Origin of the sequence: Aestuariivivens sediminicola (assembly GCF_022662015.1) — a bacterium.
GTDB classification, from domain to species: domain Bacteria; phylum Bacteroidota; class Bacteroidia; order Flavobacteriales; family Flavobacteriaceae; genus Aestuariivivens; species Aestuariivivens sediminicola.
In genome coordinates, this window is sequence record NZ_JAKMCM010000003.1 from 164,318 (window position 1) to 177,324 (window position 13,007).

11 protein-coding genes are annotated in these 13,007 nt (G+C 34.2%); 8 read left to right on the forward strand and 3 right to left on the reverse strand.

All coding sequences use genetic code 11. From position 1 onward, the window contains the following. From MR041_RS08235 to MR041_RS08245, 3 genes are all read right to left on the reverse strand, one after another. Entirely contained in the window at window positions 1-1,140 is a 1,140-nt protein-coding gene (locus MR041_RS08235; RefSeq protein WP_242093138.1) for a primase C-terminal domain-containing protein, read from the reverse strand. 287 nt (window positions 1,141-1,427) lie between these two features. After that, window positions 1,428-1,703 carry a hypothetical protein gene (locus tag MR041_RS08240; protein ID WP_242093139.1) on the reverse strand — a complete coding sequence of 92 codons (276 nt, stop codon included), beginning with the start codon at window positions 1,701-1,703 and terminating at the stop codon, window positions 1,428-1,430. A 215-nt stretch (window positions 1,704-1,918) separates the two neighbouring features. Next, window positions 1,919-2,683 carry a DUF5131 family protein gene (locus tag MR041_RS08245; protein WP_242093140.1) on the reverse strand — a complete coding sequence of 255 codons (765 nt, stop codon included), beginning with the start codon at window positions 2,681-2,683 and terminating at the stop codon, window positions 1,919-1,921. 425 nt (window positions 2,684-3,108) lie between these two features. Here MR041_RS08245 and MR041_RS08250 point away from each other — a divergent pair, with 425 nt between their 5' ends. The 8 genes from MR041_RS08250 (at window position 3,109) to MR041_RS08285 (ending at window position 12,994) form a co-directional block, all read left to right on the forward strand. Further along, window positions 3,109-3,594: a hypothetical protein gene (locus MR041_RS08250; RefSeq protein ID WP_242093141.1), complete on the forward strand. Its 486-nt coding sequence runs from the start codon at window positions 3,109-3,111 to the stop codon at window positions 3,592-3,594. Window positions 3,595-3,716: 122 nt separating this feature from the next. Beyond that, complete coding sequence (locus tag MR041_RS08255; RefSeq protein WP_242093142.1) at window positions 3,717-8,051, forward strand: CusA/CzcA family heavy metal efflux RND transporter; 4,335 nt, start codon at window positions 3,717-3,719, stop codon at window positions 8,049-8,051. A 4-nt stretch (window positions 8,052-8,055) separates the two neighbouring features. After that, window positions 8,056-9,258: an efflux RND transporter periplasmic adaptor subunit gene (locus MR041_RS08260; protein ID WP_242084986.1), complete on the forward strand. Its 1,203-nt coding sequence runs from the start codon at window positions 8,056-8,058 to the stop codon at window positions 9,256-9,258. A gap of 3 nt (window positions 9,259-9,261) precedes the next feature. Next, entirely contained in the window at window positions 9,262-9,678 is a 417-nt protein-coding gene (locus tag MR041_RS08265) for a Fur family transcriptional regulator (RefSeq protein ID WP_242084983.1), read from the forward strand. Between the two features lie 58 nt (window positions 9,679-9,736). Then, window positions 9,737-10,324, forward strand: coding sequence for a mercuric transport protein MerTP (gene merTP / locus MR041_RS08270; protein WP_242085508.1), 588 nt, complete (start codon window positions 9,737-9,739; stop codon window positions 10,322-10,324). 5 nt (window positions 10,325-10,329) lie between these two features. Continuing rightward, window positions 10,330-10,536, forward strand: a complete 207-nt coding sequence (locus MR041_RS08275; protein WP_242084981.1) for a GDCCVxC domain-containing (seleno)protein — start codon at window positions 10,330-10,332, stop codon at window positions 10,534-10,536. A gap of 30 nt (window positions 10,537-10,566) precedes the next feature. Next, on the forward strand, window positions 10,567-12,519 hold the full coding sequence (locus tag MR041_RS08280) for a heavy metal translocating P-type ATPase (protein ID WP_242093143.1): 1,953 nt from the start codon (window positions 10,567-10,569) through the stop codon (window positions 12,517-12,519). Window positions 12,520-12,580: 61 nt separating this feature from the next. Further along, entirely contained in the window at window positions 12,581-12,994 is a 414-nt protein-coding gene (locus MR041_RS08285; RefSeq protein ID WP_242093144.1) for an HYC_CC_PP family protein, read from the forward strand. Window positions 12,995-13,007 lie beyond the last annotated feature (13 nt).

Sequence of the window (13,007 nt, forward strand, 5' to 3'; positions counted from 1 at the left end):
TTATTTCTTTTTATAGTATTTTTTGTTTAACATGTGTATCTCTGATTTATACAATGGGTAGTACTTCAGAATCGTATTCCTGTGCATGCCAGTGACAATTGATAATGACTTGATAGTGATTTTACCATCACACTCAAAGTCCCAATCTTTAATGGCATTTTCTATCTTCATTTTACTTTTAGCAACTCTATCAGAATTCAACACCTTCATAATCTCTTGTCGTTTTTCTCTTATGGTGATGTCGTAATCTGAATTAAATACAAATCTTCTTGATGCATTCTCTAAAGGCTGTATGTCTTCTACTGACATCACAGATTCTATGATGGTGTCTATATCTTTAACTGGTAGCGGTTCAAAACACATTGTTTGATTTATCCTGTTAACGAACCTAAATAGTCGCTCTCTTTCTATAAATGGGTTCAAAGCTCTGTGCTGATATGCAATACCCGTTAATGTATTATTCCTATATCCATTCTTTATACTTCTAAATGGAATATGAGTTTTACTATAGTAAACTTTGGTTCTAAAATCATATATAACATCACCATTGAATTCTACATTCTCAATAAGTTCCTTCAGATTATCATATCTAATCTCATTGTCAAAAAAGCACATTACATTAGGAATAGTACTGTTGTTATTATTATTCTCACTGTAATGTGCTTTTTTCTTTTCAGTAGAGGTCAAGTCTTTGGCTACCCATACTTCAGAATTGGAATTGATATAGATATCAGGGTCATAAGACAATACATTCAACTGACTTAACTTCCTAGCACCATTATCAGGTTTAATTCCCAATTCATTTGATATGAGATTGTAGTTGGTCTTGTAGTTATACTTGTTAAGATTATCAACCTTCACAAGGGCACCCCTTCCATAACCTGATAATGAAAGCCACGTTGCATATATAAGCGGGTTATTAAAATCAATATTGGTGCTGTCATCTATATCAATATATATATACCCTGTACTATCGATAAGATTTGCATTCCTTCTATAAGAATCGAAAGTGAAGTTAAGCGTGTAACACGGCAAGAGGTTTCGCTTAATATTGGAATACCTTAAATCATTCTTATAATAGATATCTCTGGCTTCTTCAATTAGATATTGGTTATAATCTCCGTATTGGATTGTGTTCAAATAGTCTTGAATGCTGATTGACCCAAGCACGGTACTAGAACTGGTAACGCATTTGTAATAATTAATCATGATTAAAAAAATATTTTAATCGAATGCTTCTTGAAATAGTTTTTTGCAGATTTTTAAACTATTTATATAGTAGAGAAAGCATTTCGGGTATCTTGTCCAGATTGCTCCAACAATCCGACTTGCAAACAAGGTTTTATTATGGTCATAAGACCCAAGAAGAGGTGGTATCAATAGCAAGTGAATACTGCCTTTTCTTATTATGGTTGCGGTTGAAAGCTTTATAGTTTAACCACATGTTCATCGTAAAGTTTTTTCATCCTTGATAGGATGTTATATCTGCCATTTTTAACACTGTTATAGGCTTTATCCGAGGTTTCTGGAAGTTTATATATCATATTAGTCCAATGGGATTTAAGCTTCTTAAAAGCGATGTTTTGCTCCCTGTATTCATTAAGAAAGTATAGCAGAACCAAGGCATCAATTCGTTGCCTGACCGTTAGATTTTTCAGGTCCTTATTCAGACCCCACTTTTTGTTTTGTTTGTTTTCCATCATATATGTTTTTCAAATCGTTATTTATTTATAAATATGTGAAAGTGTGACGATGTCACATTTTTTTTGTACCAAATACTATGTATTGAACCTATACTATATTTGTGGACGATTTTTGTTTGTATATACATTGAAAATAATTTATGGTGACGCAAAAAAGGACCCAACGGTTGATGATGATATAACATCGACAACACCGATGGGTCACAACATCAAAATTAGCTTGGAAATTCCCTGACCTTCAACGATTCTGGGAATTCGTTGATATCCTTGGCATGCCTATCACGCAAGCCAAGCTCATAATGTAAATGGGTTCCCAATTGCTTCACGAACACTGCCATTTGGGCCATTTTGCATACGTCTGCCACATATTCCAACCACTCCAGCTTACATGGACGATATCGGTATTGGCCGTTGTTATTACCGCTTTCACCACCAAGTATGGCCCATTGGTAATATTGGGTTAATATTGGCAGATATTCAGCCAATTCGATGAATTCCAACAATGGCTCAAATGATATAAATCTCACCCGTGCTGGCACTTCTGATAATGTTGATATCCTATGTCTGGTGGCATTGTTTTCAACAGTTACGCCCAGCCAAACGTTGTCATAACCATCGCCCCAATCTTCAGGCAAACAGTCCAGAATTCGCTCAGGTCGCTTGGTTAGTATCTGATAAGTCAGGTGAGGCGTATTACGAATTATATCCCAAGCTTCATCTCGCCATTGGTCCGCTTCTTCAATGAAGAAATCTGACCATGAACAAGTAAATACCCTCTTGGCTTCTGTTAGTTTATGAGGATAGTTGAACGTAGTCTTGCCTCTGACAACGACCTTGGCATCTTGCCCATATTTCATTTTATCTCGATACATATAACAGAATTTGCATCCATCTGATATCTTATGGCATCCATGCCACGGGTTCCAAGTTTCATCCGTCCATTCTATGGTGGTACCCACGGAAATTTCCTTTTTTTTCATAATTATTATATGATTTAATTGACATCCGATTTTTATAACACACGATGCGGACTAATCATCGTACAACAATAAATATGTAGCTGTGACATGAAAAGTCACTTGTGAGGATGACATTTATAAGAATAAAATGTTTTTTTCAGTATTTATGGGGCCTAAGAGATGGTAAAAAATTTCAAAATGGTTCGTCTAACGGGACCTTTTTTAAAGAATTCAATCATGCCACCCCATTTCGATAATGCCTAAAAACGATTCCCAGACTATTTAGAGGACCTAGAGGATGCCACGGATTTATTGGCACATTGAGCTTACCTTGAGGTGCGTTTTAAACCCGAAACCACAATGATAAATACCCTTGTTTCCGAATTTATTTCGGGATAATGACATGAATTAATCACATATAACATGTTTTGCATAATGCGGATATCGTGCTAACCATTAAACAACGTGCTAAAAAAAGACAACAACCCTTTTGCAACACCATTGCATTAAATAATTTATATATTTGTTTAAATTATATGAAAATATTTTTCTCCATATCAATGTCTATTTTATTCTTTTTTCAAGGGATTAGCATAGATATGGACTTTTGTGGTCCAATTAAAGAAATTTCAAATGTTATTAACCATTATCAAGACCATAAAGTTCATGGCGACTCTTTCTTTGAATATGTAGTTGAAGACTACTTTGGCAGTGATACTAAAAATGAAGAGCATCACCATAACCCAGATAAGGAGAATACACCTGTCCATTCCCATAATCAGTGTTGTCACCCTTTGGTATTGATTATTGCGAACAACAATTTGGATTTAACCAATAGACTAAAGTTTGAAGAGAAAAAACAGTATAATTTACATAAAGTAAACTTCACTTCCAGATATTTGGAATCACTTTTCCAGCCACCAAGGGCGTAATTCAGTTTTTTTAAAGGATAACTATATCCAATTTTGAACCTATAAGGTTCTTATCACTTCAAGTGATTCTAATTTTATTATCAGAATCGTACTGAAAATTTAACTGAATTAATACATTTTCTATGATTAATAAAATCATTGATTTTTCAATCAATAACAAATTCATTATTGGTTTGCTTACGCTTACCATTATTGGAGCAGGTATTTGGAGTATGACCCAAGTTCCCATCGATGCGGTTCCAGATATTACCAACAACCAAGTGCAGGTCATTACACAAGCACCTAATTTAGGTACAGAAGATATTGAACAAATTGTAACTTATCCTGTCGAGGTAGCAATGAGCAACCTTCCCAATGTGCAGGAAATTAGGTCAATTTCTCGTTTTGGCTTATCTGTGGTTACCATTGTGTTTGACGATGATATGGGAACATATCTTCCTCGACAATTAGTAGCAGAAAAACTAAACGAAGTCAAAGAGCAAATTCCAGCAGGTTTTGGAGAACCCACAATGGGGCCTATTTCAACAGGTTTGGGAGAAATTTACCAATACACATTAAAAGTAGCACCAGAGTATAAAGACAACTACACCATTGCGGACTTGCGTTCTATACAAGATTGGATAGTACAACGTCAAATGGCTATGGTTGAAGGTGTGGTTGAAGTAAATGCGATAGGTGGTAAAATTAAGCAATACGAAGTCGCTGTTGACCCAAACGATTTAAACGCTATTGGATTGACTATAACAGATGTGTTTAATGCACTTGAAGCTAATAATCAAAATACAGGCGGTGCTTACATCGAAAAAAACCACCAAGCTAATTTTATTCGTGGAGAAGGCTTGGTTCGTAGTTTAGAGGATATTAAAAAAATAACGGTCAAGAACATTAATAATATTCCTGTAACTATTGGAGATATTGCTACTGTTCAATTTGGTTCTGCTATTCGTTACGGAGCATTAACACAAGATGGTGAAGGTGAAGTTGTAGGTGGATTGGTGATGATGCTTAAAGGCGCTAATTCTAATGATGTTATCGTCAATGTAAAGGAGCGAATGGCTCAAATAGAAAAGTCATTACCTGAAGGAATTATTATTGAATCATTGTTAGACCGAAGTAAATTAATTGGAGAAACAACCTCTACAGTTGCAATCAATTTAATTGAAGGTGCATTGATAGTCATTTTCGTTCTTATTTTCTTGTTAGGAAACTGGCGAGGTGGTTTAATAGTAGCTTCAACCATTCCATTGTCTTTGCTGTTTGCTTTTATATTGATGAATGTATTTGACGTATGGGCAAATCTAATGAGCTTGGGTGCGATTGATTTTGGAATTATTGTAGATGGAGCAGTAATAATAGTAGAGAGTACAGTATTTCTCATTACATCCCAAGTACTAAAAAAGAAGAGCCTTACAGCAAAAGAACGAGATAAAGTGGTTTCAAATGCTTCGAAAAAAATGATGAATGCTGCGTTTTTCGGTCAGCTTATTATTCTTATTGTTTTTCTTCCAATTCTTGCTTTACAAGGTATCGAAGGTAAAATGTTTAAGCCAATGGCTTTGACTTTTATTTTCGCAATGATTGGTGCAATGGTACTTTGTCTTACCTATGTGCCAATGATGTCTGCATTGGTATTAAGAGTACCAAAAAATAATAAAAAATCCTATGGCGATAGATTTGTACATTGGGTAGAAGACAAATATCAACCGTTATTGGTAAGAGCATTGCAAAAAGGAAAATGGATTATAAGTATTGCAGTCGTACTATTCGGAATTACAGTTTTTATGTTTACCCGAATGGGTGGTGAGTTCATTCCACAACTCGATGAAGGTGATATTGCATTTCACGCCATATTAAAACCAGGAAGCTCACTTACCGAAACTATCCAAACAACTACAAAAATTGAGCAAATTATAAAGGCTGAATTTCCAGAAGTCGAAAAAATAGTTAGTCGTATTGGTGTTGCAGAAATACCGACCGACCCAATGCCAATGGATTTAGCGGATGTTTTTGTTATTCTAAAGCCTAAAAGCGAATGGACAACTGTAGAGACAAAAGATGAACTCATTGAAAAAATGAAAGAAGCTGTGGAAATAATTCCTGGTGTGAACTATGAGTTTACACAACCTATTGAAATGCGCTTTAATGAGTTGCTTGAAGGTGTTCGAGAAGATATTGCTATCAAGCTGTATGGCGAAGATATCGATGTGTTGTCTCAAAAATCCGAAGAAATATCTAAGATTATTGCAGGCACAGAAGGTATTGGCGATATGAAAGCGGAAGCCACAACTGGTTTACCACAAATGACCATTAATTACAATAGGAATAAATTAGCACAATATGGTCTTCAAATAAATACACTAAATCAAACAGTTCAATCCGCATTTGCAGGTGGTATAGCAGGTGTGATTTTTGAAGGAGAAAAACGCTTTGATTTAGTGGTGCGTTTAAGTTCTCAAAACCGAAAGGATATTTCAGATGTTAAAAATTTGTACATCAATCTACCTTCGGGTGCTCAAATTCCATTACGTGAAATTGCGGATGTTAGCTACAAATCAGGACCAATGCAAATAAGCAGAGATAATACTAACAGAAGAACCTATGTGGGTATAAATGTGAGAGGAAGAGATGTAAAGTCATTGGTGACCGAAATTAAATCAAAATTAGATGCACAATTAGAATTACCTTCTGGCTATTTCATTCGTTACGGTGGTGCATTTGAGAATTTAGAACGGGCAAGTAATCGTTTGAAAACCGTTGTACCCATTGCATTGTTACTCATTTTTATACTCATTTATTTTGCGCTAAAATCATTACCTCAAACGCTAATGATTTACATTGCTATTCCTATGGCAACTATTGGTGGTGTTGTAGCATTATGGTTAAGAGATATGCCATTTAGCATTTCAGCTGGTGTTGGTTTCATTGTACTATTTGGTGTAGCGGTTTTAAATGGTTTGGTGATGATTAGCGGACTTAACGAGTTAAAAGAGGAAGGTGTAACCAATCTAAAAGATAGAATTATAGAAGGCACTAAACGAAGAATCAGACCTATTATGTTAACAGCATTTACAGATGTGTTAGGCTTTTTACCTATGGCAATTTCGGCATCAGCAGGTGCAGAAGTACAACGTCCATTGGCAACTGTGGTTATCGGTGGCTTATTAACTTCCACATTGCTTACCCTGTTCGTTTTACCAATTTTATATCATTGGGTAGAAAACAAATCGTTTAAGTTTAAACTGAATAAAAAGATGTTTACAGCAACTACGATTTTACTTTTAATGTTCGGTTTTTCAACAAAAAGTAATGCACAACAGATAAACGATAAACTTCCAGAAATAACATTACAGGAAGCTGTAAAACTATCAAAAGACAATTATCCCTTGTTGAAACAAAAGCAGTTAGAAATCTCAAAACAGGAACAACTAAAAGCTACCGCTTATGATTTTGGTACAACTCAAATTTTTACTGGAGGTGAGGAAATTAATAATGGAAATGGTATTTATACGACTATCGGAATAGGTCAAAGCAACATTGATGTGTTTGGTATTTCTGCAAAAAAACGATTGCAAGAACAACGCATTCAATTAGCCCAAAAAGCGTTTCAGCTTTCAGAATTAGATTTAGAATTGGAAGTCAAGAAAGCGTGGGCAAATGCCATGCAGAGTAAAAGGAATTATAATTTATTTAAAGAGTTAGATTCTATATATACCAACTTTATAAAAGCAGTAGCATTAAATTATGAAGTTGAAGCTATTTCCAAGTTAGAATATTCAGCAGCTACAAATCAAGCCTTACAGATTCAGAATAAATTTGTGCAATCAAAAAGTGAATATAATATTGCATTACAACAGTTAAACTTATGGCTGGTTTCTTATACGTTCTATACAGTTCCTGGTGATTTTGAAATTAATAACGACATTGATGTTGATGCTTTTAACCTAGAAGAACATCCGTTATATAATATAGCACAATTACAGGTAACAGAGGCAGAAGCAACATATAAAGCTTCCAGAGCTGATAATTTACCCAAGCTAAATCTTCAAGGTGGTTTACAAAACGTAAATGGAAATTCAGGTTTTTATACGTATCAAGCAGGTGTTTCTATTCCTTTTTTGTCTGGTACAAATAAAGCAAAAGTCAAAACTGCAAAAATAGATAAGGAAATTGCCGAAACGAATATTCACTTTAAAAAACAAGAAGTACAATCCAAGTTTATACAATCAAAAGAGAATTATCAAAAATGGAAAACCTCTTGGCTTTTCTATAAAAATGAGGTTTTACCACTTGTAAAAGAACAAAAAGTGGGTGCTTTATTTGCCTATAAAGAAGGCGAGATAGATTATACAGGATTTACACAACTTATTAAAGAAGCAATTCAATCTGAATTACAAGCTCAAGAAGCATTAATAAATTATTTAGAAAGCACATTTCAACTACAATATTTTAATAAATAAGAAAATGAAAAACACACGATATATAATCTTAACACTACTAATAGTTTCACTTTTAGTTGTTGCTTGTGGAAATAAAGAAAGCCACAAAGAAGGCGTTGGTCGTCCACACAATGAAGATGCAAAGTCAGAAGCTGAAGAAGCTGATAGTGAAGAAGAAGTTATGCTTTCGCAGCAACAGTTTGAAGCATTACAAATGAAAACAGACACCTTGGCATTGCGTAATATGAGCAGTTATGTAGAAGCCAATGGCACATTAGAAGTACCACCACAAAACGAAGCGGCAATAACTTCTGTAGTCGGTGCAAATGTGGTATCAATAAAAGTTATTGAAGGCGATAAAGTTAATAAAGGTCAAGTCGTTGCGTATCTATCACATCCTAATATTATAAAAATGCAGACCGATTATTTGAATGCTTTTAGCAACAGTAATTTTTTAAAGAAGAACTATGAACGTCAGCAAAAATTATATGATGCAGGAGTTGGTTCTGGTGCAAATTTTCAAAAAGCCGAAGCAGAATATGAAGCCTCTAAAGCTATGGTAAATGGATTGGAAGCTCAATTGAGACTATTAAACATAAACACGTCATCGGTACGGAATGGAACAATTGCTCAAAGTATATCATTACGAAGTCCAATAGATGGTTTTGTGCAAAAAGTTGAAGTTAAAACAGGGCAATATGTAGAACCACAAACCGAACTTTTCGAAATCGTAAACACGCAACACGTTCACGCAGATTTAATGGTTTTTGAAAAAGATGTATATAAAGTAAAGAATGGGCAGAAAGTAACATTTACCTTACAGTCCATACCTGACGCAGAACTTATAGCAGAAATATATTCTGTAAGCAAAACATTTGAAGATAACCCAAAAGCTGTGCACGTTCATGCAGAAATTGAGAACAAAAAAGGCAACTTAATTCCTGGGATGTATATTCAAGGTAAAATTCAAGTAGAGAACACCAAAACAAAAGCACTTCCTGAAAGTGCAATTATTAAAGATGTTGATAGGTATTATGTTTTTTCAGTAGAAAAAGAAAATGACGATTGGAGTTTTAAACCTATTGAAGTGTTTTTAGGAGCAAAAGATGGCGCTTGGATAGCTGTTCAATTTGCAGAAGAACAAGATAAAACCACAAAATTTGCTTATAATAATGCATATTATTTAATTGCTGAAATGAAAAAAGGGGAAGCAGAACACGAACATTAAATTATGAAAACAATTGAACAACTTTTAGATTCAAAAAACATACGTGTTACAGCAATGCGCTTACTTATTTATAAGTTTCTTGCTGAGAAACAAGTAGCAGTAACATTAAGTGATATCGAAAATGCTTTTGATAAAGCAGATAGAACTACATTGTATAGAACAGTAAAAACATTTGAAGAAAGTACGATTGTACATCAAATAGATGATGGCACAGGCATTACTAAATATGCGCTTTGTGAAAAAGGCTGCAACTGTGATATTGAAACCGATTTACACTTACATTTTCATTGTAATAACTGCAACGAAACGGTTTGTCTTACCGAGCATAAAATTCCACAAATAAAAGTGCCAAATGGCTTTATTTCCGAAGACATAAACTTGGTTGTAAAAGGTGTTTGTGATAAATGTAGTGGATTATAAATGCACTTCCGTTGCATTGTATTTTAACTCATCTTTGTTTTAATTAAGTACAATAATGATGAAAAGTAAATTAATAGGAACGAGTTTAATTTCAGCAATTGCAGCTTCATTGTGTTGTATAACACCTGTTTTAGCAATGATTGCAGGTACAAGCGGGATTGCTTCAATGTTTTCTTGGATAGAACCTTTTAGACCTTATCTAATAGGGTTAACAATTTTAATTCTTGGTTTTGCTTGGTATCAAAAACTAAAACCTCAAAAGGAAATTGACTGCGAATGTGATACTGAAGAAAACTCGAAATTTATACAGTCAAAAGCGTTTTTAGGAATAGTAACTGTTTTTGCAATTGTGATGTTGGCTTTTCCATTTTATTCAAAATTTTTTTACTCAAATACAGAGAAGCAAATAGTCGTAGTTGACAAATCGGACATTAAAACAACTAAATTTCAAATTAGCGGAATGACTTGTGCGAGTTGCGAAGAACATGTAAATCACGAAGTGAATAAACTCAATGGAATTGTAAGCTCAAAAGCATCCTATGAAAATGGAAATGCAGTTGTTGAGTTCGACATAACTAAAACCAATGAAGCTGAAATTGAAATTGCAATTAACGCAACAGGTTATAAAGTAATTAGCAAAAAATAGAATTAATGGAAGTCATATTAAAATCAGAAATTACTTGTCCAAACTGCAAACATAAAAAGGTTGAAGAGATGCCAACAAACGCTTGCCAGTTTTTCTACGAATGTGAGAAATGTAAAACGGTTTTGAAACCGAATGAAGGAGATTGTTGTGTGTATTGTTCTTTTGGAACGGTTCCATGTCCGTCAATTCAAAAAGGAAAAAACTGTTGCTAACAAAATAACTTCAATAAGTAAGGAAACCAATTGAAAAAAAAGAAAATCAATTTAAGAGATTTAAGACCAAATTCGGAAGAACAACATAGTCACGATGATGGTCACAATCATAGTGGCAACTCAAGTAAGATTAATGCCTATATTCCAGCTATCATTAGTTTTACAATGCTAATTATTGGTATTGGGTTAGACTATTTTGATGTTTCCTTTTTCAAGGATTGGATTCGCATTATATGGTATGGTATTGCTTATTTGCCAGTTGGACTTCCTGTTGTAAAGGAAGGTTGGGAAAGTATTAAAAAAGGCGATGTGTTTACAGAGTTCTTTTTAATGTCTATTGCTACTATTGGTGCGTTTATTATTGGCGAATATCCAGAAGGTGTTGCGGTAATGTTATTTTATGCAGTTGGCGAATTGTTTCAAAATGCAGCAGTCAACAGAGCGAAGACAAACATAAAAGCATTGCTTGATGTAAGACCAAATGAAGCTCTGGTATATCGAAACAATGATTATGTGTCAGTGAATCCAGAAACAGTTGAAATTGGAGAAAAAGTACAAGTTCGTGTAGGAGAAAAAATTCCTTTGGACGGCATTCTGCTTTCAGAAAAAGGTTCATTTAATACAGCAGCCTTAACAGGCGAAAGCAAACCTAATACGATTGTAAAAGGTGAAAAAGTATTTGCAGGTAGTATTAATATGGATGGCATTATAGAAATTGAAACCACCAAAGAATTTAAGGACAGTTCCATTGCCAGAATTTTGGATATGGTACAGAATGCCACAGCCCGAAAATCGAAAACGGAATTATTCATTAGACAATTTGCTCGAATTTACACACCAATAGTCGTGTTTTTAGCAATAGGTGTTACGTTTCTACCATACTTTTTTTTAGATAATTATGTTTTTAGAGATTGGTTATACAGAGCCTTAATTTTCTTGGTGATTTCTTGTCCTTGTGCTTTGGTAATATCCATTCCGTTGGGTTATTTCGGAGGATTGGGAGCAGCTTCAAAAAACGGAATTTTATTTAAAGGTGCTTCCTTTTTAGATGCAATGACCAAGATAAATACGTTGGTGATGGATAAAACAGGAACGGTTACTAAAGGTGTTTTTAAAATAAAAGAAATCAAAGTTATTGGTTGGGACGAAAAAGAGTTTATGAAGTACCTGATGGCTATGGAAGAACAATCCACACACCCTATTGCAAAAGCCATTTTGGAATATAAAGCAGAAGGCGAAGATTATGACACTTCCGAAGTATCTGAAATCGCAGGAAAAGGCTTAAAAGGTATGGTAAATGGTAAGCCTGTTTTAGTTGGTAACAAAGCCCTCATGACAGCTAATAACATTAATGTTTTAGAGGAAACAGAAACTATTGTAGAATCTATGGTATTAGTATCTATAGGCAAAACATTTGCAGGTTATGTTGTCATTGCAGATGAATTAAAAGAAGACGCAAAAGAAACAATTACAGCCTTACATAAAGTTGGTATTAATAATATAATGATGCTTTCTGGAGATAAAGATTCAATTACCCAAAAGGTTGCCAAAGAATTAAATATTGAAAGTGCAAAAGGTGGTTTATTGCCAGAAGATAAGCTAAATGAAGTTGAAATCTTAAAGAAAAATCCAGAAAACAAAATAGCCTTTATTGGTGATGGCATTAATGATGCACCAGTTTTAGCTGCAAGTGATGTAGGTATCGCAATGGGTGGTTTAGGAAGTGATGTAGCTATTGAAACAGCAGATGTTATTATTCAAACAGACCAACCTTCAAAAGTGGTAAAGGCTATTAAAATTAGTCGTTCCACTCGCAAAATTGTATGGCAGAACATCATAATGGCATTTGGAGTTAAATTGATTGTTTTGATATTAGGAGCAGGTGGTTTGGCAACAATGTGGGAAGCGGTTTTTGCAGACGTAGGTGTAGCATTATTAGCAATATTAAATGCAGTTAGATTACAACGGATGAATTGGAGTTAAGCATTAAACTTCTGTTAAACAAAATCAACAATTGTTAAAATTTTGTAACTTTGCAATTACAATGAATCAAGTATTCCATAAAATAATGTCTTTAGCAATGGCTTTTGTAGTGTTGTTCTCTACAATGTCATTTACTGTGAATATGCATTATTGTGGAGATACTTTAGTAGAAACGGCTATTTTCCATAAAGCCAAAGGTTGCGGTATGGAAATGGAAAAACCTTCTACTGATGGCTGTTCAATAACAAAGAAAAATTGTTGTGATGATAAACAATTAGCGATTGAAGGGCAAGACGAACTACAATTGCAAGTCGACAAAATTTCTTTTGAACAACAAGTATTTATTGCTTCATTTGTTTTCACATATATCAACCTTTTTGAAGGTTTAGAAAATAATATTTCTTCATACGAAGAATACAAACCTCCACTCGTCATAAGGCAACTCTACAAAATTGACGAGACGTATTTAATTTGATTTTTAAACTTTA

What these genes read in the sequence shown, in the direction of transcription:
- MR041_RS08240 (WP_242093139.1), bottom strand. Translation starts at nt 1,703, where the DNA reads ATGATGGAAAACAAACAAAACAAAAAGTGGGGTCTGAATAAGGACCTG.
- MR041_RS08245 (WP_242093140.1), bottom strand. Translation starts at nt 2,683, where the DNA reads ATGAAAAAAAAGGAAATTTCCGTGGGTACCACCATAGAATGGACGGAT.
- MR041_RS08255 (WP_242093142.1), top strand. Translation starts at nt 3,717, where the DNA reads ATGATTAATAAAATCATTGATTTTTCAATCAATAACAAATTCATTATT.
- MR041_RS08260 (WP_242084986.1), top strand. Translation starts at nt 8,056, where the DNA reads ATGAAAAACACACGATATATAATCTTAACACTACTAATAGTTTCACTT.
- MR041_RS08265 (WP_242084983.1), top strand. Translation starts at nt 9,262, where the DNA reads ATGAAAACAATTGAACAACTTTTAGATTCAAAAAACATACGTGTTACA.
- merTP (WP_242085508.1), top strand. Translation starts at nt 9,737, where the DNA reads ATGAAAAGTAAATTAATAGGAACGAGTTTAATTTCAGCAATTGCAGCT.
- MR041_RS08275 (WP_242084981.1), top strand. Translation starts at nt 10,330, where the DNA reads ATGGAAGTCATATTAAAATCAGAAATTACTTGTCCAAACTGCAAACAT.
- MR041_RS08285 (WP_242093144.1), top strand. Translation starts at nt 12,581, where the DNA reads ATGAATCAAGTATTCCATAAAATAATGTCTTTAGCAATGGCTTTTGTA.